Annotated in this window: 15 protein-coding genes and 6 pseudogenes; 10 read left to right on the top strand and 11 right to left on the bottom strand. The window is 68.9% G+C overall.

The features are described 5' to 3' along the window. Positions 1-398, bottom strand: a 398-nt coding sequence (locus tag ACH4F2_RS32345) for an SDR family oxidoreductase (RefSeq protein ID WP_398136301.1), incomplete at its 3' end; no start/stop codon positions are given. On the opposite strand from ACH4F2_RS32345, the gene ACH4F2_RS32340 reads away from it, so the two are divergent. Continuing rightward, positions 385-816 (top strand): MarR family winged helix-turn-helix transcriptional regulator, encoded by a 432-nt coding sequence (locus tag ACH4F2_RS32340; protein ID WP_398136300.1) that lies wholly within the window; start codon positions 385-387, stop codon positions 814-816. The two genes, ACH4F2_RS32345 and ACH4F2_RS32340, sit on opposite strands and share 14 nt — an antisense overlap. A 207-nt stretch (positions 817-1,023) precedes the next feature. Here ACH4F2_RS32340 and ACH4F2_RS32335 read toward each other — a convergent pair whose 3' ends face one another. The 3 genes from ACH4F2_RS32335 to ACH4F2_RS32325 are packed head-to-tail and all read right to left on the bottom strand — an operon-like array spanning position 1,024 to position 4,357. Beyond that, a complete protein-coding gene (locus tag ACH4F2_RS32335) occupies positions 1,024-2,292 on the bottom strand; it encodes a M15 family metallopeptidase (protein ID WP_398136299.1) in 1,269 nt (422 codons plus the stop codon). Further along, on the bottom strand, positions 2,289-3,785 hold the full coding sequence (locus ACH4F2_RS32330) for an NUDIX domain-containing protein (RefSeq protein ID WP_398136298.1): 1,497 nt from the start codon (positions 3,783-3,785) through the stop codon (positions 2,289-2,291). Before ACH4F2_RS32330 ends, ACH4F2_RS32335 begins: the two co-directional genes overlap by 4 nt. A 56-nt stretch (positions 3,786-3,841) precedes the next feature. After that, positions 3,842-4,357: an NUDIX domain-containing protein gene (locus ACH4F2_RS32325; protein ID WP_398136297.1), complete on the bottom strand. Its 516-nt coding sequence runs from the start codon at positions 4,355-4,357 to the stop codon at positions 3,842-3,844. A gap of 177 nt (positions 4,358-4,534) precedes the next feature. On the opposite strand from ACH4F2_RS32325, the pseudogene ACH4F2_RS32320 reads away from it, so the two are divergent. Further along, positions 4,535-5,330 (top strand): annotated as a pseudogene (locus ACH4F2_RS32320) (IS256 family transposase); the annotation flags it as partial. An 18-nt stretch (positions 5,331-5,348) separates the two neighbouring features. Here the strand turns inward: ACH4F2_RS32320 and ACH4F2_RS32315 are convergent. Then, positions 5,349-6,302 carry a MerR family transcriptional regulator gene (locus ACH4F2_RS32315; RefSeq protein ID WP_398136296.1) on the bottom strand — a complete coding sequence of 318 codons (954 nt, stop codon included), beginning with the start codon at positions 6,300-6,302 and terminating at the stop codon, positions 5,349-5,351. A gap of 584 nt (positions 6,303-6,886) precedes the next feature. Between ACH4F2_RS32315 and ACH4F2_RS32310 the strand changes: the two genes are divergently transcribed. From ACH4F2_RS32310 to ACH4F2_RS32300, 3 genes and pseudogenes are all read left to right on the top strand, one after another. Next, complete coding sequence (locus tag ACH4F2_RS32310; protein ID WP_398136295.1) at positions 6,887-7,366, top strand: DUF6545 domain-containing protein; 480 nt, start codon at positions 6,887-6,889, stop codon at positions 7,364-7,366. A gap of 668 nt (positions 7,367-8,034) precedes the next feature. After that, positions 8,035-8,358, top strand: coding sequence for a hypothetical protein (locus ACH4F2_RS32305; RefSeq protein ID WP_398136294.1), 324 nt, complete (start codon positions 8,035-8,037; stop codon positions 8,356-8,358). Between the two features lie 4 nt (positions 8,359-8,362). Beyond that, positions 8,363-8,713: pseudogene (locus ACH4F2_RS32300) on the top strand (transposase); the annotation flags it as partial. Positions 8,714-9,223: 510 nt separating this feature from the next. On the opposite strand, the gene ACH4F2_RS32295 reads toward ACH4F2_RS32300, so the two are convergent. Then, positions 9,224-10,051 (bottom strand): enoyl-CoA hydratase/isomerase family protein, encoded by an 828-nt coding sequence (locus ACH4F2_RS32295; protein WP_398136305.1) that lies wholly within the window; start codon positions 10,049-10,051, stop codon positions 9,224-9,226. Between the two features lie 120 nt (positions 10,052-10,171). Between ACH4F2_RS32295 and ACH4F2_RS32290 the strand changes: the two genes are divergently transcribed. Continuing rightward, positions 10,172-10,567 (top strand): winged helix-turn-helix transcriptional regulator, encoded by a 396-nt coding sequence (locus tag ACH4F2_RS32290; protein WP_398136293.1) that lies wholly within the window; start codon positions 10,172-10,174, stop codon positions 10,565-10,567. Between the two features lie 328 nt (positions 10,568-10,895). On the opposite strand, the pseudogene ACH4F2_RS32285 reads toward ACH4F2_RS32290, so the two are convergent. Continuing rightward, a pseudogene (locus ACH4F2_RS32285) lies at positions 10,896-11,329 on the bottom strand (transposase); the annotation flags it as partial. Between the two features lie 17 nt (positions 11,330-11,346). Between ACH4F2_RS32285 and ACH4F2_RS32280 the strand changes: the two are divergent. From ACH4F2_RS32280 to tpg, 3 genes and pseudogenes are all read left to right on the top strand, one after another. After that, positions 11,347-12,013 (top strand): annotated as a pseudogene (locus ACH4F2_RS32280) (IS256 family transposase); the annotation flags it as partial. Positions 12,014-12,502: 489 nt separating this feature from the next. Further along, positions 12,503-14,748: pseudogene (tap, locus tag ACH4F2_RS32275) on the top strand (telomere-associated protein Tap). Between the two features lie 12 nt (positions 14,749-14,760). After that, positions 14,761-15,318: a telomere-protecting terminal protein Tpg gene (gene tpg / locus ACH4F2_RS32270; protein WP_398136292.1), complete on the top strand. Its 558-nt coding sequence runs from the start codon at positions 14,761-14,763 to the stop codon at positions 15,316-15,318. A 364-nt stretch (positions 15,319-15,682) separates the two neighbouring features. Here tpg and ACH4F2_RS32265 read toward each other — a convergent pair whose 3' ends face one another. Next, on the bottom strand, positions 15,683-16,078 hold the full coding sequence (locus tag ACH4F2_RS32265; RefSeq protein ID WP_398136291.1) for an endonuclease domain-containing protein: 396 nt from the start codon (positions 16,076-16,078) through the stop codon (positions 15,683-15,685). Positions 16,079-16,288: 210 nt separating this feature from the next. Here ACH4F2_RS32265 and ACH4F2_RS32260 point away from each other — a divergent pair, with 210 nt between their 5' ends. After that, entirely contained in the window at positions 16,289-17,137 is an 849-nt protein-coding gene (locus ACH4F2_RS32260; RefSeq protein WP_398136290.1) for an NlpC/P60 family protein, read from the top strand. A 2,080-nt stretch (positions 17,138-19,217) separates the two neighbouring features. On the opposite strand, the gene ACH4F2_RS32255 is transcribed toward ACH4F2_RS32260, so the two are convergent. From ACH4F2_RS32255 to ACH4F2_RS32245, 3 genes and pseudogenes are all read right to left on the bottom strand, one after another. Then, positions 19,218-19,571 carry a hypothetical protein gene (locus ACH4F2_RS32255; RefSeq protein ID WP_398136289.1) on the bottom strand — a complete coding sequence of 118 codons (354 nt, stop codon included), beginning with the start codon at positions 19,569-19,571 and terminating at the stop codon, positions 19,218-19,220. Positions 19,572-19,671: 100 nt separating this feature from the next. Then, a pseudogene (locus ACH4F2_RS32250) lies at positions 19,672-20,485 on the bottom strand (IS5 family transposase). Positions 20,486-20,552: 67 nt separating this feature from the next. After that, positions 20,553-21,248 (bottom strand): hypothetical protein, encoded by a 696-nt coding sequence (locus tag ACH4F2_RS32245; protein ID WP_398136288.1) that lies wholly within the window; start codon positions 21,246-21,248, stop codon positions 20,553-20,555. Between the last annotated feature and the right edge of the window lie 55 nt (positions 21,249-21,303).

The raw sequence follows: 21,303 nt of genomic DNA, 5'->3' as shown, positions 1-21,303 counted from the left end.
GGTCCCTCGCGAAGGACTGCAGCTGCGACTGCGGCGATGTCGCGCGCCGCGACCCAGCCCTGCTGGGCTTCGCCGAATTGGATGGTGAAGGAGCCCGTCTCGGTGACCGGAGGGTTGGTGGCCAGGGTCGTCTCGATGATGTTGTTGGGGTGCAGGTGTGTCCAGGCGATCCCGCTGGCCTCGATGTAGGTCTCGAGGAGGTCGTGCCAGGTGTAGTGAGGCACCGGATCCCGGCGGGAGCTGAAGACGCCGGAGTGAACGATGTGCTTCACGCCCGCGTCGGCGGCAGCGTCAACGAATGTCTTGCCCTGGAAGAGCATCTCGGCGGTGTACGTGGTCAGGAGGAAGACGCTCTCCACGCCGTCGAGTGCTTCGGCGAACGCCGTGGGGTCGTTCAAGTCGAACGCCAGGGACATCGCGCAATGGCGTCAGCTGAACGCGGCTCACGGGCGGATCGTGGATGCGCTGACGCGAGCTCTTGCCGAGGTGGAGCTTTCCGTCGTGGAGTTCACTGTCCTCGACGTCATCCACCAGCAGATCAACGGCCACCTCCGGATGCAGGATGTCGCCCAGGTGTCCGGGCTCACAACCGGGGCGACAACGCGACTGGTGAGCCGCTTGGAGGGCCGCGGCCTGTTGCGCCGCGTCCTTTGCGATTTCGACCGTCGGGGCACCTTCAGTGAGCTGACCGACGCGGGACGGACGCTTCTGGCCCGAGCGAGGCCACTGCACGACGCCGCTCTTCGCACATCCCTTGCGAGCCCCGAGAACGCCGACGCGATCGTTGCGGCAGCCCGAGCCCTTCCGCTGCCCTGAGCTCTCAGCTTCCTGGGACTTGACGCCTGCAAGCCTCGCGCTAGCTATGTACGCCGGTGTACGCCGACACACACATCGCGACTCCGGGCTCCTTGGCGGCGTGCTCTCGCGCGGTATCACCTCGTGTCAGACGCGAGCCGATCAAGCTGACCGTTCCGGAGATCCGCGGCGAACCTGACGGGTAGATCACGAAACCAGACTGCAGCACTAGAGCGCTTCGATCGGTCCGTAGCGCGCGTGCGGCTCCTGCCGCATCAGTGCGTCGTACCGGTCCGCTGTCGAGAAGTGCCAGAACTCGGTCGCATAGTTGGTGAAACCTGCGTTCTCCATGGCGTTGAGCAGCAGCGTGCGGTGGTGGCGCGCGCGATCGCTGAGGTTCGGGGCGTGAGTGAAGCAGGCGCCGTCGCTCTCCTCGGGGGAGGCGTTGACGCGGGTGCCGAGGTCGAGTTCGTGGCCGTCCTGGTCGACGAGGGTGACGTCCACGGCCGCGCCCGCCGAGTGAGGTGCGATCTCCGGTGGCGATACGTATCGGCTGGCGGCCTGGTGCAGCTGCTCAGCTGTCCAGTCGGGGTGAGCGGCGGCCAGCTCGTCCCGGTACTCGGTGTAGTAGCGCTGTTGCAGGGCCGGAGGCCGGTAGCCCTCGATGAACAGCAGGTCGGTGCCGGCGGGCAGGAGCGAGCGGGCGTGCCCCAGGCGGGCGAGGACGTCCTCGCGTACGTGGGCGAACGCTCCCGGCGGATCTTGCTTGCGGGGATCGACGCGGAAGCTGTGGTCACGCACGTCGACGAGCGGCTCCCCGCACTCGCGCACCGGGATCGCGGCGACCGACGGATCGGACATCAACACCAGAGGGTTCATCGAGTCTCCCTGCGACGGCTTGCACAGCGGCGGCGGGGTGGGGGAGGCGGAATGCAGATCGGTTTCGCCCAGGATTCGCGCGATGGTGTCCTGCAGCGTGCTGTCGGCCGGGATCACGGTCTCCAGACCGTCGGGGAGCAGATCCAGCTCGCGGTACCAGCAGGCGAGGTGGCTGTCAGTGACGTGCGTCAGGTATACGGCATCGTCTTTTGACGCGTGTCGGACCAACGTCGTTTCCAGCGGCACGTCCAGGTAGTAGCAGCAGGAGACGCCGCGGTGGTCCCGTACCAAAGACCTGATCATGTGGCCGTAGCGGTCGGCGTACAGAATCCCTTCGAGCACGACGTGAAAGCCGGCGTTCAGTGCTTCGCGTGCGATGCTGCCCATCAAGGCGATGTTGGCGCCACGCGCGGTGTCGTGTTCCCTGAGCACGTTCCGGCGGATCACGTCCTGGCCGACGACCGCGATACCGCGGCCGTAGTGATCTCGCAGGCCCCGGGCCACGCTTGACTTGCCTGACGCCGAGTTGCCGCGGATCACCACCAGACGGGTGTCCTTGCGGCCGGCCGCTGTCGCAGTGGACACACGACGGTGGGCGCCGCTCGGAGTGCCGGTCATGCGGGCCAGCCCGACTCGCTGTACAGCACCCCGTTCTGGATCATTGCGATGGCTTGACGGGTGTAGGAAACGAGGTTGTCGGGCAACGCGGCAGAGTCCCAGAACTTCCACTGGGTGCACTTGTCCGGTTCGCGTAGTTCCGGCTCACCTCTCCAGGTCCGGGCGCGGAAGAACAGGCCCATGCGGGGCCGGTCCCCGGCCTTGTCGATGTGGTGGACGACGTGGACGAGTTCGACGTCCTGGCGCTCGATGTGCAGGCCGGCTTCCTCTCGTGCCTCCCTGAGCAGGCAGGTGATGGCGTTCTCCTGCTCGCAGTGGCCGGCCAGGACGTGCCAGGTGGACGGTGCGAATGCCGAGTCGGGGTGGCGCAGCCCGAGCAGCACCGTCCCGTCGGATCGCTCCAGGTAGAGGTGGGCGCCGACGACGTTGAGGACTGTGCCGTGCGGCGAAGCTGGGCAGCTCTCCTCGTGCGATGAGGGCCTGCTCTGCGACCCGGTGCTGGCGGCGCTGGCTGGGAGGCCGGTGGCGTGGCGCCGTACGAGGTCGCTGGTGGTGGGCGCGATGCGCAATCGGTGGAGGTCGTCGAGCGCGAACCAGGCCAGCATTACGCCTTCCGTCAGGCGGAGTTCGCGCGGGTCGCCGTTCCAGCGGCCGGCGTAGACGGCGATGGGCAAGCTTGTGCCGGCGTCGTCGCGGGCGTACTCGGTGCCGAACGGGGTCAGGTCGGCGATGTGGAGGCCGGCTTCCTCGGCCAGTTCGCGCCGTACGGTGTGTTCCAGGGTGACGTCCTGGGGCTCTCGGCCGCCGCCCAACAGGGACCACATGCCCGGCTCCCAGATCCGGCCGGGGAAGTAGTCACGCAGGTGGAGCAGGTACTCGCCGCGGTCGTTGTAGATCAGGGCGGAGGCGTTGGCCGTCTCTGGTTCGGTTGCCGGCGGGAGCTTGAGCAGCTTCTCGCGTAGGGAGGGGGAAGTCACCTTGTCCACGGGCCGCCATTCGATGCCGCCGACCTGTTCTTCCTGTCGCACCACCGGCACCTCTGCGGCGGTGTGCAGGCGGAAGAGGAACCGGAGGGCGAAGTGCCGGTGGCCGGGTTCGCCTTTGCCCGGGTGGGCGTCGATGTCGTGGATGTCGACGTCGAACGGCACCGTCTCGTAGCCGGGCCACGGTGCCACGGCCTGCAGAGGGATTCCGGTCTCCTTGTGCAGCTCCCGCAGCGCCGCTGCTGGCAGGAACTCGTCGGCTGGCTCGGTGTGTCCGCCGGGGGCGAGGACCTTGCCGCTTGCCAGGTGCACCACGTGCAGGACGCGGCCGAGCGGGTCGACGACGATCGCGCCGCAGGTGACGTGTCCGGGGAGGGTGGAGCGGCTGGCGATCTCGTCACCGGCCCGGTCGAGGGCATCCAGGAGGGTGCCGAGCTGCTTGCGCTCGTGAGGGTGGCGAGCGAGGTAGGCGTCGACGGTGGTGTGGATGTGGTCGTGAGACAAGGGCATGGGGCTCCTCGATGGGGCGTGGAGTGGGACGAGTCGAGGCGGGGCGGTCGTGAGGGTCAGCTCAGCCGCATCCCCTCCGCGCGGATCTCGTCGATGACGGCGGCGTGAGCGGTGGGCAGGCCCCATCTCTCCCGTGCTGTGTCCGCCGCGAGCTGGGCTTGCCGCGCGCCGGGCGGGCCCCGGCCCAGCAGGGCGGCTGCCTGGGCGGGGTGGCGAGCAGCCGGACGAGGGGGGTGGCCGTTGGCGGGGTCGACGGTCGCCGGCCCGATGGCGGTGACCCGGGCGGCCAGGCGGAGCCGGGCGTGGGGCCTCACGCCGCCGTAGACCTCGCCGGTCTCGTCCAGCACCCAGCCCAGTCGCACCGGATCGGCCAGTGTGAGCTGGCCTTCCTCGGCGCCTTCGCGGTGCAGGGTGTCCTCGGGCGTCGCATCGGTGTCCTCCACGGTTCCGCCGGGCAGCATCGGCAGCGCGCCTCGGGGGCCGGGGTCGGCCACCAGGACGATCCGGCCGTCGGGGGACGGCGGTGGTGCTTTCGAACGCGGGATGAACAAGCGCAGGAAGGTGTACGGCATTCATGGAGGCTCCGCTGGGTGAGATGCGGACTGGTGATCGGGTAACGGGAGCTCTCATATCCCCGTAACGGGTGGAGGCGGGCGAATTCTAGAACTGGAATTCGGATACAGGGCTCTCTCCTTCTGTGGTCGGTGTGACGTCGGCCGGTAGTTGGCCATCTTGTTCGAGGTCACGCCGCGTTCGGCGAGCGTTACCTGTCCACCAACGGCTATGTCTACGTCTGGGCTGACGGCATCCATCTGCGCACACGCCTGAGTGAGGCGAAGTCGTGCGTGCTGGTGCTGATGGGCGTGTGCGTGGACGGCACCAGAGAGCTGATCGCCATGAGCGACGGCTACCGCGAATCGGCCGACTCCTGGGCCGACGTGCTGCGTGACTGCGCCCGCCGGGGCATGCGCGCTCCCGTCCTCGCCGTCGGCGACGGTGTACTCGGCTTCTGGAAGGCCCTGGCCGAAGTCTTCCCCGAGACCAGCCACCAGAGGCGCTGGGTTCACAAGATCGCCAATGTCGCGAGCGCGCTGCCGAAGTCCGCCCTGCCCGGGGCGAAGAAGGCCCTGCAGGAGATCTACAACGCCGAAGACCGCGACCACGCCCTCAAGGCCGTCGCTGCGTTCGACAAGAGCTACGGGGCCAAGTTCCCCAAGGCGGTGAAGAAGATCACCTACGACATCGACGAGCTGCTGACGTTCTACTACTCCCGCCGAGCACTGGATCCACCTACGCACCACGAACCCGATCGAGTCGACCTTCGCCAATGTCCGGCTACGAACAAAGGTCACGCCAGGCGCCGGCAGCGCGGCTGCGGCCCTTGCCACGGTCTTCAAGCTCGTCGAGTCCGCGCAGGCCCGCTGGCGGGCGGTGAACACTCCTCGTCTCGTCGCTCTCGTCCGCGCCGGAGCCCGGTTCGAGGGCGGTCATCTTGTCGAACGCTCCGAGACCCTCGCGGCGGGATCGAAGCCACGAGGATCGGAGCGGCCGTCAGGCGTGGGACTACTGCACGCGGGTCTGCCGCGGGGTGTGAGTGCGCAGGGCTTCTGTGAACCACATGAACACCGGTGCCAGGCTGGGCGGGACGGGCCATCCGTTGATGACGGCCAACAGATGCCAGTAGCGCTCCGCGCGGGGGTCGCCAGCGATCTCCAGGCGTGTCAGCAGCCAGTGGCGCAAGTCGGCGTCGTCGGCGCGGCTGAAGGTTTGCGCATAACGGGCGGTGAGGGCGTCGATGATGGGTGCGGCCTCGGCCGAGGCCGGATCGATGCCGGCATCGAGCGCGCGGCCGACGCTGTCGCGGACGGTCTCGGTGAGGTCGTGGTGCAAGCCGGTGACGTCGCCTTGGGCGCGCTCGGCTGCCTGGTACTCCGCCATGCGACGGACAGCGGCGCGGAAGTCGGGGTCCTGGGTGAGTTCGGCGAGTTCCACCCAGGCGTCGACCTGATGGGGTTCGGGGTCGTCCGGCAGTTCGGGCATGGCCGAGCGCATCATGTCGACGAAGTCGGCGTTGGCGTCGAACTCGCCAAAGGTGTCGTCGATGAAGTCGGTGATGAGGCGTCGGCGTTCGTCGTCGGAGAGCTTGGCAAGCTTGTGCATGAGGTCCATTTCCTCGGGGGTGGAGTCCCGTTTGGCCACCGCTCGCAGCACCGCGCGCCGCAGTCGCAGAGTGCGGATCTGCACCTCCAGGGCGTCGGCGTGTGCGGCCGCGACCTCGGGCACCGAGACCTCCCGGTCCAGCACCTGCCGGATGACAGCAAGGTCGAGCCCCAGGTCACGCAGGGTGCGTACCAGATCCAGACGCGCCAGTGCGCCGATGTCATAGAGACGGTAGCCAGCCGGGCTGCGGTCCGTCGGCGGCACGATTCCGGTGTCGGAGTAGAACCGAATGGTCTTGACCGTCAGCCCGGTCCTCCGGGCCAGGGCCCCGATCGTGAAGAGCGTGTCGCCGTCCATGCCTGCACCTTCGTGCCTCCCCCTACGGGAGACTCAAGCCCAGTCTCCCTGCTGGTGCTTCCACCCCACTGGGTGGTCGCCAATCCAAGGTCTTGACAAGTCCCCAGGGGCGTCTGTCTTCGTCCGCAGTGTTGTCGATCTGGCACGGCTCATCTCGGTCGGATGCGGCGAGTATCCGTAGCGGTCTGAGTGATGTGATCCTGAGACATTTCGCCACAACCGCTGCGCGCTCGCTGGCCCGGCGGCCCGGCGGCCCGACGATCACGGCGGTGCGGCGGGTGGCGTTGCTGCCGCCCCGGGCGGTGGCGAGAGTCGGGCAGGTTCGAGATCCGTCGCGGGCCTCTCTGATCACGACAGGAGGCTCTCATCGACGTGTATCGGCGCAGGGCACCGCATGGCCGGGCTGCACGGAGCCGCCCGATCACTCACTGCGGACCAGCATCCCGAAGCCGTCCGCCGGGCTGTCGAACAGATCCTCGCCTTGCACGCAGTGCCGCGCGAGGCCATCCTCACCGTGGCGGCACGTGCGGAATCAGCCTCGCAGCACGAGGTGGACGCGGAGACCTTCGGGCCCTGGGTTCATCGTGCCTCAGGTCGGCCCCTTCCTGCAGCAGCGGGTCCGTGAGAAGCGCGAGTACAGGCAGCTACGCCCGCTGTGGTTGACCGTGCGCGACGTGGTGCCCTCACCCGTCGCGCCGGCACTCGGCCGCCGGCTGCCTCTGGGCCTTCGTTTGGTGCAGCGTCAACAGAGGATCCACGATGCTCTGCGCATCCTGGCGCCCTATCTCGACCGCGACCTTTACCGGCGTGCGAGCAACGCTTTACCAAGCGGCGTCAACGAAGAGAAGGCGCGAGGCCTCGCCGGAGCTGTCACCATCCGCGCAGCCATCGACGCACACCGCGGCGAGAAGCCCGCGCGAGTGAGCCCCGAGAGGCAGCAACTGGGTGCCGATCTCAGCGATTACATCGACACGATTTCGCAGGCGCTGCGGCACCCCCGCCTCATCGACAGCATCCGCCAGCAGGCCACCAGCACACAAAGCGTCAACATCGATGTCCCCTAACAGCAGTCGGCCAACAGCAGTCGTCGTCGGAGCCAGCGCGACAGGGTTGTTCGCTGCCGCCGCACGACTCACCGACGTGATCAGCGACCCGTACGGCGAGGTGAGCCCCGTACGCCGCGCCGGACGGCGCTCTCTGCGCGGGCATGGCAGCATCCGGAACGATCGCAACGGTGATCGCCCGGTGGTCCGCCGTCATTGCTCCGGACGTCGCCACCGACCTACGCCACCGCGAGATCCGGTGGCTCCAGGACCCCGGCGTACAGGTCTGCCACTCCGGGCCCCTCCCTCGCAGCGGTAGACGGGAGCCCTGATGCCGACCGCTCTCGGGTGCCACGCTGCCCCGCGTCCCCGTCGCGGCAGGCACCTCTCCGGTGCCCCGGACGTGCCCCGTACGCGGTCCGGGGCACCGCCACATGTCAGGAACGCGCACTCTCACTCAGAGCACCGTCCACTACCTCAGACCTGCCACACCCACAGGTCAGCGTCTGAACTACGCCCCTGGCCATGCGGCCTGTGCACGACGGCCGCGCGGCCTTGTGCATGGCGGTGCGCGCCGGACGACCAGGCGTAGTTGGGTTGCCGAACTGGTGACATGATGCGATCACCTTGACCGGCGGTTAACTTGGAAAAGCGGGGGTGTGCTGCCTCATCGAGAGGACGGTCTTGAAATGGATGAAATTCGGACCGGAGAGGTCATCGACCCGAGGACCCTGGAACGCTCACAAGTCAGCGAATTTCCCACGCCTGCGCACTACTTCTGCTCAACCACGGGGCATGGGCTCTTCTCCCGCAGGTTCAACACGGCCGGGGTCAAGCCGAATCACTTCTGCCTCGCGACGATGAGTGAGGTGGACTCGCGATTTGTCCCGGTTTTCGGCGACGCGGTGCTGACCGTCCACAATGTGACACCACTGACCGACCAAGTCCTCATCCGGGCCGAGACAACTGGGTCGACAGACCTGCGGCTCATGATCTGGTTCTACATCTGGTAGTCATGCCACCCTCGAACTGCGCCACCGCCAGCGGGCCCGGGCCGAGGACCGCATCCGCGCCGCCCGCGTCACCGGCCTGCGCAACCTCCCCCTCCACGACGTCGCGCAGAACCAGATCTGGCTGGAGATCATCCAGGTCGCCCTGGACCTGTTGGCCTGGATGCCCCTGCTTGCCCTGACCGGCCAAGCCCGCCTGTGGGAGCTCTGCCGCCTGCGGCTTCGGCTGTTCTCCACTGCTGCCCAGCTCATCACCACCGGCCGACGCCGCTACCTCCGCCTGGCCAGACACTGGCCCTGGACCGATGTGATCACCAATGGCCTGGACCGGCCACAAGCCCTCCCGAATCCCGGCTGAGCAGCACGTTCCCCTCCCTGCGAGCACCCCCCCGACCGGAGACGTGGAACCCGGCGCGCACCCGACGCGACAACCGGGCCATCAGCCTGCCCAGACTCCGAAAACCCGCACCAGCACTCACCACAAAGGGACCGTCAGCAAAGCTGACGGTCCCTCATGAACGGTCGAGGTTAAGAATCAGATCAAGAGCTTCGACGGACCCGTCCACCTCCATCTCCGCCTCAAATCAGTAGCCGAGCAGCGCGTCGACGACATCGAGCAGGTCGTCGCCGGTGTTGCTCGCGAGGGTTTCCGTGTACGGGAACAACCCGGCGTGCTCGCGCAGCACGGGGATCCGTATCCGCACGCACAGGAGCTGCGCGGTGGCTTCGTCGCATTGGCCGCTCCTGTCTGCAGCAGGAACAGACGAGGCGCACCGTTCGCCGCGGCATGGTGACAACGCCCCTGCCTTTGGGACAGGTATCGTGCGGCTCAGGGGAGTGAGCCGAAGCTCAGAAGGCGCTCATTCAACTACCCGGCGAGATCGCGGAACAGACCCTCGAGATCCTGTTCGCCCTCCCGGGTCTGGGCGCCGTTGGCCAGCCCGGCGCCCATGAGCTGTGCTGTGGCGGGGCGGAATACGAGCCCGGCCCAGGCGTCGTTCTCCCGCGCCAGACCATCAGAATGATCGCGGAGGACGATGGCGCGCTTGGCCGCCGCGACGACGCTGCCGGGCAACGCGGCGATGTTACCGGCGAGGCGGTCGACGAACTCGTCGAGCTGATCGGCGGGGACGGCTCGGTTGACCCAGCCGTACCGCTCGGCAGTCTCGGCGTCCATCAGGTCGGCACCGAGCACGATCTCCAAGGCACGGTTACGGCCGACGCGCTCGGTGAGGTACTGCGTCGCGCCGCCACCGGGGACGATGCCCATGAGGGCTTCAATCTGGCCGAGCCCGGCCTTGCCGATCGCCGCGAACGCCATGTCCGCGGCCACGACGAACTCGGCTCCGCCGCCGCGCGCCTTGCCGGCGAGCTTGACGATGGTCACCTGAGGCTGGCGGCGTAGCTGCTCCCCGACGGCCTGAAAGACGTTGACGCCGTCCGGCAGGTCGGCCATGAGTCCGGCGAGGGCGTCCGGGGTGACGGTCATGTCGACGTGGGCGAGGAAGAAGTCGGGGTCCGCGCTGTCGAACACGATCACGCGTACGGTGTCGTCGCCGGCCAGCGTGGTGAGCAGGCGCCGCACATCCGTCATGACCGCGACGCTGAGGACGTTGACCGGCGGGTTGTCGATCGTGACCTGTGCGACTCCGCCCTTCTGGCTGACCCGCAAGGTTTGGTAGTCGTCGTGTCCCACAACTTTTCTCCTGGGTGTCTGACAGGACTCTGGTTCCTGTTGTATACCTACCGTGAAACCGTCCTTGACCTGCGTCAATAACGCACTTCAGGCATCCTAGGGATCGTGGAGGATACCGCCATGGCCACTTCCGAGGCCGTCTACCGGGCCATCGCCGAGCACGACGTGGCGTTTCGGTCCGACTGTCCGAGCCGGCCGATCCTCGATCAGATTGCCGACAAGTGGTCGATGATGGTGATGGCGGTCTTGGTCGAACCACGCCGGTTCAACGAGATCAAGCGCCGCCTCGAGGGCGTTACGCAACGCGTCCTCACGCAGACCTTGCGCCGGCTCGAACGCAACGGGATGATCGAGCGCCGCGTGCTGCCGACCTCGCCGGTCGGCGTCGAATACTCGCTGACCTCCCTCGGTGAATCCCTGCGCGAGCCGTTCGCTCACCTCTACGACTGGACTGTCGCGAACGCCTCCGAGATCCAAGCACGCCAGCGCGACTACGACCAGCGAGCCCCGCGCTGACACCACGATCATGAAGCCGAGCCGAAGCGAGCGGCACCTGCCCGGCCCGGTGACCTGTGCCGTCCGCCGACCACGACCGGCGACTCAAGCTCATGCGGAGAGACGTGACGGTTGGGAGGCGGTGCCGATGGCGTCATTGATGGGAGAACTGAGGGCCGCGGCTCGGGTGCGGCGGCGGTAGTGGCAGCGTCTCGCGATGGCCTGGTGGCGCCTGCGTCAGTGGGACCAGCTCCTCGCGTGGCCGGTCCGCCAGCGGTGTGTCGGTGAGGGGCGGCCAACTGCCAGGAGTCGCCGGACTTGGTCATGCCCCTTCTTGCGGTGTAGGCGATCAGTCGCCTGATGCGGTCGGCAGGACGATCGTGTCGTCGAGACAGAGGGCGTCCATGCTCTCGTTGGAGAAGTAGCGGCGGGGGAAGGTGAACCATTCGTCGTGGAGTTCGGCGAGGACCGCGGTGGCGAGGCGGAGGACTGCGGGTGGGTTCGGGAAGACCTGGACGACGTCGGTGCACCGTTTGATTTCCTGGTTCAGCCGCTCGAGCGGGTTCGTGGACGGATCTTCTTCCAGTGCTGGTGGGGAAAGTCCGCGAACGCGGTCAGATCCTCCTTGGCCTCCAGCAGCATCTTTCTGACCTTGAGGAATTGTCGGCCGAGCATGTCAGCGACGGTGTCGAGCTGGGCGCGGACCGCGTCCGCGGTGGGCTGGGCGAAGACCGTGCGGATCGTCGCGGCGACCATCTCCGCCGAGCCTTTCGGGATCGCGGCCCTCCCATGTTGAACTCGTCCGCGAGGTCGCCGAGCGACTACTGCAGGAACTGATCGAGGCCGAGGCCACCACAAAGATCGGCGCCGAGTGGGGCGAACACATCGACACCCGCACCACCTGGCGCAACGGTCACCGAGAGAAGACGGTGACCACGCAGGCCGGCGACCTCGAGCTCGCGATCCCGAAACTGCGGGCCGGGAGCTTCTTCCCCAGCCTGCTGGAGCGCCGGCGGCGCATCGACCAGGCACTCTGCGCGGTCATCATGGAGGCATACGTCCATGGCGTCTCCACCAGCGAGGTCTCCCGGATCTGCGCGTACCTGCACGAACAACTGGACGCCTTCCGCACCCGCCCCGCTGGACCACATCCGCTTCCCCCATCTGTTCCTCGACGCCACCTACGTCAAGGCCCGTGTCCACCACCGCATCGTCTCCCAGGCGACCGTCACCGCCACCGGCGTCACCCAGGACGGCGGCCGCGAAGTCGTCGGCGTCATGGTCGGCGACAGCGAGACCGAAGCCTTCTGGACCCAGTTCCTGCGTCATCTGGGAGAACGCGGACTGAGTGGCGTCCGTCTGGTCATCTCCGCCAGCCACAGCGGCCTGGTCAAAGCGATCCGCAAGGTCATGCTCGGCGCCGCCTGGCAAAGGTGTCGTGTTCACTTCGTCCGCAACGTCTTCGCCGTGACCCGTCCCCGCCGGCAGCCGAGGCACGAGTCCGTCTTCAAGCAGGTCCTCGATGTGGCTGTGTGGAACTCCTGGGTATCGGCGAGGGCGGACTCGACCACCGCGTCGAACCCGTGCGCTCGGGCATAGGCCTCGATCGCGGCCTGCCAGCGGCGCGTGTCCGGTCGACCCGCACACTCCGCGTACCGGGAGTGCACCGCCTCGTAGAGGCAGGATCCATACCGTGCTGCCCCGCTGGTCCAGCGCCATCTGAACGTGGTCGGCGGTCTGGATCTTTCTCGCGCCGGGCTGCCCGGCCTCTCGTGAACGTGGGGACGACCACCGGCTCCAGCGCCTAGCGGCTCTCCGGCTCGGGCAACGTCGTTCCCCCCTCGAGCCAGTCCTCCAGGCTCATCTTTTCGCAGTTCAAGGTCAACAATGATGTACGCGAAAGGTACGGCATCCGTACGCGTCGCGTCGCGCGTAACGTACGATTCATGGTGCAGAATGTTGTTCGACGCAGTCGACGCCCTGGTCGCGTCTCGCGCTACGTTGCCGCCGCCGACGGAGCGCAAGCGGCTGCGTGCCGCGCACGGCCTGACGATCGACGAAGTGGCCACCGCGCTGAAGGTGCGCCGGGCCACGGTGTCCGGCTGGGAGAACGGCAAGACCGAGCCCCGCCCGCCCGAGCGCGACGCCTACGCCCGGCTGCTGAACAAGCTCGGGGAGCTCTACCCCGTCGCCCCGGCCGACACGGCCACGCCCGCCCCTGACGCTGCGGTCCCGGCCACGTTCACCGCCGCACCCAACCCGGCGGAAGCGCGGACTCTGTCCACAGGCCCGGCGCCCGATGCTGCGGACACGACTGCAACCGAGAACGTCCAAACCTCTGCCCCCGCACCCGTCGCCGCTGCTGCTCCGGCGGCCGCGGCCCGTCCGGCGCGCACCCCCAGGACGTCGTCGGCGTCTCGACGCCCGGGTATGAAGAAGGCGGCTCCGGCCGGCCCCCCGGCGGGTTCCGCCGATCCGCGGTTCGGGAACGGTCCGCTGGCGGTCGTCGATGTCGACACTGACGGGCAGGTGCTGGCGTACTGCACCGGCGGCTTGGTCCTGGACGTGTCCGCCAAGAGCATCCCGGCCCTGGTGGAGTGGACGCTGCGTGAGGCGAAGCTCGGGCAGCCGAAACTCGCCGGGCCGGGCAAGGACGCCGACCCGCTGCTCGTCCTCACCGAGGCCGCGCTGGAGCGCTACGGCCTGCCCGTCGCGCTCACGGAGGAGGAGAAGCACGCCGGGCGGATCCCGGAGGGCCCAAGGTCGTCAAGCAGCTCGCGCGCGGGGAGTGGAAGCTGACCAAACGCGGCTTCGGCCCGTGGGCGCGGATCTACCGCCCCGCGACTGGTTCGGAGCGGGCCTGCGTGCAGCTGTGCATCCCCTCGTGGCACGCGCTGGATGCCCGGCATTGGGGGGAGGCCGGGCAGCTGGCGCCGGCCGAACTCGCCCGAGTGCTGGGCGTGTACGCGTCGAGGGTGATGACGCCGCGCGGATCGACCGCCGTGACCGGCCTGGAGCTGATGACCGCCCTGCACCCGCCGACCCGCGCCTCCGAGCCCGACGCCGATGGTAAGCGGCACTCCGAGCACAACCCCGGCTCGCTGGGCAAGAATCCGGTCGACCCGGCGCCCTGCGAGGCCCCCGACGGCCACCCGGTCCTCAAGGACCTGCCCCGCTTCCACGTGCGCGGCCCTGGCGAGAAGCTGTTCGAGGAGGCGTACGACTGGGCGCGGCCGATGACCGATGCCGAGTGCACCCTGCGCCACCTGGTCGGCATCGACGTCAACATGGCCTTCGCCGCCGGCGCCAACGGGCTGAACGTCGGCCTGGGCGAGGCGACGTACGTCACGCACCCGGTCTTCGACCCGAAGCTGCCCGGCTCGTGGCTGGTCGACCTGTCCCACGTCGACCTGTCGCAGGTGAAGGTCGGCAAGGAGTGGGTGGAGCTGGACGGCAGCCTGCTGCCCTCCCCGTTCACGCCGAAGGGCGAGCGCCCCGAAGGGCCCGCCTGGTACGCGACCCCCACCGTCGCCTACGCGGCGGAGCTCGGCTACGAGGTACGCCCGATCGAGGCGTACGTCCGCTACGAGAACGGCCGTTACCTGGACGGCTGGTACCAGCGGCTCCGTGACGCCTACCTCGCCACGATGGCCGACCTCGGTGTCGACGCCGACCTCGCCCCGGACGACTTCCTCGCCGCGATGGACGACTACAAGAGCCGCGACCCGGAGCTGGCGATCGTCGCCTCGGCGATCAAGGCGACGCTCAAGGGCGGCCTGGGCAAACTCCGCGAGCGGCCGAGGGGGGAGGGCTGGCGGCCGGGCGAGCCGTGGCGGGCCCTGGCCCGGCCCACGTGGCGGCCGGACATCCGCGCGGCGGTCATCTCCCGCACCCGCATCAACCTGCACCGCAAGATCGTCAAGCACGCGGCGTTCACCGGCCAGTACCCGGTCGCGATCCTGTCCGACTGCGTGGTGTACGCGGCCAACGGCGAGAGTCCGCTGGACTTCCTGCCCTACCGGGAGGGCAAGCCGCTGCCCGGCGGTTTCAAGCTGGGCATCAACCCTGGCCTGGTCAAGCACGAGGGCACCCAGAGCGTCCTGTGGGGCGAGGAGGTCCGCGAGCGGTTCAACACCCCGGAGCTGAACCTCGCTCGGTACATCAAGGACGGCACCGTCACCGACGTCGACAACGGAGAGTAGGAGTAGGCCACGATGAGCCTGTTCGGGGACGGCCTGGAGGCCGCGGTGCAGAAGGCATTCACCCGCCCGGCACCCAAAAGCGCGCCCGCGCAGATGCGGTACCTGGTCAAGCAGCTCAAGGGCACCAAGGCGGTCGCCCAGATGCTGCGGATCTCCCAGCGCACCGTCGAACGGTACGTGAAGGGCCAGATCAAGAAGCCCCGCCCGGACCTCGCCGTCCGCATGGAGCGCGAGGTGAAGAAGCGGTGGCAGCCGCAGGTCCGGGCCAGAGCCCGGCAGAAGGCGGCGACGACCGGTGGCATCGTCATCGACACCCGCGCCCGCATGGGCTACACCGCACCGATCGGCTCAACCGACGAGTCCCGCATCCGGCACCTGACCATCGCCCTGCCCCCACAGCACGCCGCCCGCCTCTTCGACGCCCAGGAAGCCGGCGCCAGCGACGCCCGGCTCCAGGACATCGCAGCCGAAGCACTCAAAGAGGTCTACTTCCAGGACAGCGGAAGCCGCGCCGGCTCCCTGGAGGAGGTCCGGTTCACCGACATCGAGCACCTCGAGTTCGACCTGTAGCAGCCGCGCCTCGAACAGCCCGCGAACCTCGGACGTCGATGGTCCGGGGCTCGCTCACATACGGGGGACGACGTCACGCCTGGAGCGTGGTGTCCGATGCCGGGCTGCATGGGGCCGGTACAACGGTGCCGGCCTGCTCGACGAACTCCCTCACGAGCGTCGCCGTCTCAGCGACCGTGACGTCCTTCGTCCACGTCGCCTTGTGCCACCAGCAGGACAGCTCGAGCCGGTACGCGCCAGGGGCGAGCCCCACGTGCTCGATGCACGGCACGTGCCTGCATCGGCGGGTGCGGGTGGTGTGGTCTTGCGTCGCCTCCACGTGCATCCGGGCGTGGGCGGCGTGGTACCAGGCGGGCAGGGAGCGTCACTCCAGGCAGCAGCGGCATTTCAGCAGGCGCAGGGCGGCGCCTTCCTCGGTCTGCAGGAAGGCGTGCGCGATGCTCTTTCCCTCGTAGGTGTTGCAGCTGCCGCACAGCGGGCCGCGGACCAGGCCGTGGTCGTGGCAGTGATCCCAGACCGCTGCCCGAGCGTCCGAGCACAGGCGGCACAGGTAGCCGTCGGCGCGGATGCTGCGTGTGCGGGCCGACTCGTACAGCAGGCCGCGCAGGTGGCCGGTGTACCGCTGGAAGGTGGCTCCCGAGCACGGCAGGCACAGGGTGACGTAGCCGAGGGGGCTTTGTGTGCGCCAGGCACCCCCGTGCGGGCCCTGGGCGCGGCAGCCGCTGCAGGTTCGGGCCCGGGTGACCAGGTCCTCCGTCACCTGCTCCCACCGGTCGAGGAGTTCGGCGTAGGCCCAGGCTGCGGCCGGAGCGGGTCATCAGCTCCAGCGGCCGGGTGTTAGCGACGTTCTGGCGGCGTCCGTGCTACTGGGTCTGCCGGCACGGCACTTCGCCCGGCCCTCCGCCGGGCCGGCACGGCACTTCGCCCGGCTCTCGGCAGGCACGCACGCCCCTCACCCGCCCGGGCAGGAGTGCGCAAGGCCGTACGGGTCACGCAGACCGTGCTGGCCCTGGGCGTGACCGGGATCGTCTGCGTGCTGCTCGGTGCGATCCTCAGCTTGCAGGGACCCTCTCCCACTGCCGCGCCGCCCGACCGGTCCGTACTGGTGGAACAGGCACCGAAACCGCCACCGCCGGCACTCGCACAGACCGGGCCCAGGCCCCGACCCGCCGCGCCCACAGCAGTGGTCTTGCGGCCCGGCGACACGCTCTTCGCCCTGGCCGAGCGGTACGACAGCACGGCCAAGGAGCGGCAACGCCTCAACGGTCTGGGCCAGTCGACTCTCATCTACGCCGGTGGCACCCTGCACCTGACGCCCGCAGCCGCGGCCGCCGGCGCCACGTCCACGAGGCGGTCCGGGCCCGCCCCCGCGCAGCGCCCTTCGCCCGGCGGGCCCGGCAAGGACACGTGCCGCAAGGACTCATCGGGCAGGAACACGTCCTCCCAGAGCCAGGGGCCCACCGCGAAGGGACGGGCCGCGGCAGCGGTCGCCTTCGCCAAGGCACAGACCGGAAAGCCCTACATCTGGGGTGCGACCGGCCCGAACGGCTACGACTGCTCCGGCCTGGTCATGCGGTCGTGGAAAGCCGCCGGTGTGAGCATCCCGCGGACCACCTGGCAGCAGATCCACGCCGGCAACGCCACCACCCGCCGGCGACTCGTCCCCGGCGATCGGGTGATCAGCTACGGCGGCGGCCACGTCGCCCTCTACATCGGTGACGGCAAGGTCCTCCACGCCCCCCGTCCCGGCAGCACGGTGACCGTCGCGCCGTTGCCGCCGGCCTCGCAGGTCGTCGGCTACCGCCACATCGCAGCATAGGAGGCGGCCCGTGACGGACCGGTCAGATGCAGTCATTGGTGACGTCCCAGCAGGTCTCTTCGGGGAAAGGATCACCGCCCTGGGCGGGCGGGGCCGACGGAGACGGTTCGTAGGAAGGCGGTTCGTAGGAAGGGGGAGGCGTTTCGTGGGGGTCGTAGGGAGGCGGCGGGTCGTACGGCGTCGACTCCGGCTGCCGCGAGGTCCGCTGCGGCCCGGGCTCACCGGGCCGGGCCGCGCTCTCGGACCCGGCGGGCAACGGGGCCTGCCGTGTGGCCCCTGGTGTGCTCTTGTCCTGGCCGGCGGGCGTGGCTGCCGGGCCGGAGGCGGTGCTGACCGGGGTACGGCCGGCCGTTTCCGACGGAGAGACCGTAACCATGACAGTCGGACCGGCCGGGGGCGTGCGCGGATCACCGGAACCGTCATCGGGAGCCAGGACGATCCCGGTCACCCCAGCCGAAAGCAGCGCAGCCAGGACGGCGACGAGGATCGGACCACGCCGGCGAGCGGGACGGCGCCCCACACCCTCTGGCCCCACCGGCGAGGCGTCAGCTTTCGCCCCTGCAGCAGCCGTTCCCTCCTGCGCCACCGCCGTACCAGCTGCAGCCGTGCCGGTGTCCGCCTCGATCCTGGTCTCGGTCTCGGTCTCGGTCTCGGTCTCGGTCTCGGGCTCGACTTCGGCAGAGACCCCCGTCTCCGCCCGGTCAGCGGCAGCCGGTGGTGCGGTCTCCGTGCCCTTCCCGCCAGGACGGGGCTCCCCGTCCTCTGTCGCCGGTATGCCGGTACTCGCCCCACCCGGCTCACCCGGCCTGTCGAGCGAACCGTCGTGCGGAGCCTGGAGCCGCAGACTGTGCGGCTCCAGGCCGCCTGTCGGCAGCCTGCGGGCAGAAGACTCGACGACGCCCGCAGCCCCGGACGCCTCGACGACGCCCGCAGCCCCGGAGGCAACGACTGCGGAAGCACGCCGCTCGGAGTCGACAGCCAAGCGCTTGCGGACACCCACCCACGCCTCGACGGTACTTCGCCCCCCGCCGCAGGCCCGGACAAAGGCAGCCAGCAACTCCTCCCGAGGAAGCTCCTCCCGGCCCAACGCGCCGGCCAGTGTGGCACGCGGGAGCACATCACCAGCAGCCTCGGCACGCCGTTCCAACTCGCGATAACTCACATGCGCCCACTGCCGTAACTGCCGCATCGCCGCGACGAACTGCGCAGCGTCCGCAGCCTCATGCGGCTGCGGCTGTCCCCCGTCCATCCCTGGCCCCCCAGGATCGATGCCATCCCAAGCTCGAACATCCGGCAGTCTAGAGCGCCCGCCCACAGGCGACCGCAACAGCACAGACACGGTCCCTGCCCGCAGCCGTGTGGCGGCGCCCGCGGGGAGGCCGGGACGGTGCAGTCCGACCACGGCAGGTCAGCGTCCTGTCAGCGACACTATGACGGTGCTGACCTCGGCTCCGACCGGGCGGTCGTCCTCCGTCCCGAGCGGCCGTCCCCGGCATCTGTGGTCTCCCCGACGGCGCCGGTGCAGGCCGGTGGGGGCCGGGCACGCCTGGGACTCGGGCAGGCGGCGCCGCTGGTGGTCTCGCCGGGACTGACGGTGCAGGGTTCGGCATCCGCTGGCAACTGCTGCGGCAACTCCTGCACGAACTGCTGCGAGTATTCTCGCGCGACCTGTCCGGCTGTCCATGCATTGCTGCTGGTCACTGCGCGGTCTTGGGCGTGGTCGGGGGCTGACACCCCTTGGTGCCTCCCTCAGCGGTCCACGATCAGGAAGTAGGAGAGTGCGGGGCGGGACTCGGGCGGAGGCCGGCCCGCCGGGGGACCGGGCGTCCTCGGGGCCGGTTGCGCGTCGGCCCGCCTCCGCGCTGCCCGGCCGGGCGGTGGAGGGGGGACAGCGGGCCGCGGCGGCCGGCGTGCGACGACTCCCAGCCTCGGGTCAGACCGGCTTCCGGCGCTGTTTCATGTTCACCCCCGTGGGACTAAGAACTCCTAACGAAATGCCATACGCGACAGCCGAGTGTGTCAGCGCTGACCGGATTTCTTGCGCGCCCGGCGTACACGCCACAGCACCACGGTCCCAGGATCAGAGCGCATGTGCGGCGGCACGAAACGTGCAGGGACGTTGAAGAGGATGATGCTGATCTCGCAGGCCATGCATGCCAACACGATGAGCACCGCGATCAGGACGACGGCTGCTTGACCCGGTCATCTCAGCGTCCAGCAGTCCCAAGAAGACAAGAGGAGCGATCGCCCAGAGCGAGGTGGCGGTGACACCCACGGAGCGGACCTCACCTCTTCTGACCTCCTGGCCGAACGGCAGGACAGCGAAGGAAGCCAAGAAGAAGTCCACCAAGTGCGCGTTGCGCCAGAGTTGGGCCGCCTTCCACGTCATGAAGGAAGCCCCTGACATCCACACGAGTCCGATCGCATAGGCCACGCCGCGTCCCCCGCTACTCATCGACCGTCTTCGCGCACTCTTACGGTACGCCGCCTTGCGTCCATGGCTCCGGATCGGTTTTGGCGAGCGCACTCAGGACTCATCGGGCCGCCCTGAGGCGCCTCCAGCGGATAAGCGCACATCCAAGGATCAGGAATGCCTCGTGGATGTCGTCGCGGATCTCCCAGCGGATTCGCAGACGGCGGAGCCAGTGCAGGTGGGCGAACGCGCTTTCACCGAACCGGCGTTGAGCGCCGAGCTCGGAGCCGTGCTCGATGCCCCGGCGAGCAATCAGCGGCTTTACGTCAAGATCACAGACCAGGCGGCGGTACTTGTCGTGGTCGTAGCCGCGGTCGCCCAGCACCACGTCCGGTCGGCACCGGGGCCGGCGCGCTTGCCCCGCACCGGCGGTACGGCCTGCAGCAACGGGCCGAGCTGGGTGACGTCGTTGCGATTGCCGTCGAAGAGGGTGGCGGCGAGCGGGATGCCGGTGGTATCGGTGATCAGGTGGTGTTTGCTGCCCGTCCTGACCCGGTCGACGGGGCTTCGTCCGGCCTTGGTGCCCCCTTAACGCCCGGATGTGGGAGCCGTCGACCGCCGCCCGGGAGAAGTCCAGGGCGTTCGCACTACGGAGTTTGCGAGGAGGGCCCCGTGCAGTCGGGGCCGTAGCCCGGCTTCGGTCCACTCGGCCAGGCGGCGCCAGCAGATCATGCCCGAGCCGAAGCCGAGCTCCTGCGGGCAGGTGCTCCCAGGCGATCCCGGTGTGCAGCACGAACAGGATGCCCTGGAACACCAGCCGGTCCAGATGCCGCTTGCGCCTCGGATGCTGGGGCCCGACGCTCAGTCTTGGGCGCAAGCGGCTCGATCACCGCCCACAACTCATCGTCAACTTCCCACGGCTTCGCCCGAGCCACCCCGCACCCCCGGATCTTCAGCTCCGGAGTTACCCAACCACCTTGTAGATCATTTCGTTGGGAGTTCTTACCCGTTGTCCCGCCGATTCAGCCGTATACAGCCCCACGTGCCTGCCGCGATGATCAGCGCTGTCAGGCCGCCGATCGTCCCTCGGTACGAGCCGGGTTCCAGCTCCACGTCCACGTCCTCCACCGGACCGGCTGCACCCTTGGGGTCGTACAGCACACGCAGCTTGTCGCCGGGCTCGACCCAATCCGCTTCGCAGCCGTCGCTCTCCGACAGCTGAGGTGAGATCTCCTGGCCGTCGCGGGTGCGGAGCGTGCACTTGTCGGTCTTGCGGTTCTCGACCTCGATCACGACGGCCTCGGCCCACCGGCCGCGTTCTTGCAGCGCCCGCTCGTTGCCGGCCTGGCGGGTGATGATCGCCAGCACGACTGCGGCAACGATGGCAACGGTGAGCGCGACTATGGCCAGTTTCGGCGGCTTCTTGTGAGGGATACGGCGGAGCAAGAGGGCCGGCACCAGGACCAGCGCCAGAGGTATCAGCAGCGCGGAGACGAGGAAGGCCGCGCCGCGTAGCAGGCCCGGCAGCGGGATCACCGGCGCGAGCCACATCAGGCTCACCGAGGCCGCAACGCACGTGCTGTTGAACAGAAGCCAGTGAATGGGTCCCGTACGGGGCCGGGGGTGGGCGTTCTCGGCAGGCTGGGCCGCTCGGTCGGCTTCTGCCGCGAGCCCGTGTGAGTCCTTGTCCCCTGCCATGCGCTCCTACTCCCTCACCAGTCTGCGTCGGTCGGTTAACGGACGAGCGTACGGG

Origin of the sequence: Streptomyces sp. NPDC017890, assembly GCF_044328675.1 — a bacterium.
Classification (GTDB): Bacteria; Actinomycetota; Actinomycetes; order Streptomycetales; family Streptomycetaceae; genus Streptomyces.
This window is presented reverse-complemented; position numbering and strand designations above follow the sequence as displayed.

Excerpts from the sequence above, each read along its gene's own strand:
- ACH4F2_RS32290 (WP_398136293.1), top strand. The coding sequence starts at position 10,172 with ATGGCCACTTCCGAGGCCGTCTACCGGGCCATCGCCGAGCACGACGTG.
- ACH4F2_RS32335 (WP_398136299.1), bottom strand. The coding sequence starts at position 2,292 with ATGACCGGCACTCCGAGCGGCGCCCACCGTCGTGTGTCCACTGCGACA.
- ACH4F2_RS32330 (WP_398136298.1), bottom strand. The coding sequence starts at position 3,785 with ATGCCCTTGTCTCACGACCACATCCACACCACCGTCGACGCCTACCTC.
- ACH4F2_RS32305 (WP_398136294.1), top strand. The coding sequence starts at position 8,035 with ATGGATGAAATTCGGACCGGAGAGGTCATCGACCCGAGGACCCTGGAA.
- ACH4F2_RS32315 (WP_398136296.1), bottom strand. The coding sequence starts at position 6,302 with ATGGACGGCGACACGCTCTTCACGATCGGGGCCCTGGCCCGGAGGACC.
- ACH4F2_RS32245 (WP_398136288.1), bottom strand. The coding sequence starts at position 21,248 with ATGGCAGGGGACAAGGACTCACACGGGCTCGCGGCAGAAGCCGACCGA.
- tpg (WP_398136292.1), top strand. The coding sequence starts at position 14,761 with ATGAGCCTGTTCGGGGACGGCCTGGAGGCCGCGGTGCAGAAGGCATTC.
- ACH4F2_RS32325 (WP_398136297.1), bottom strand. The coding sequence starts at position 4,357 with ATGCCGTACACCTTCCTGCGCTTGTTCATCCCGCGTTCGAAAGCACCA.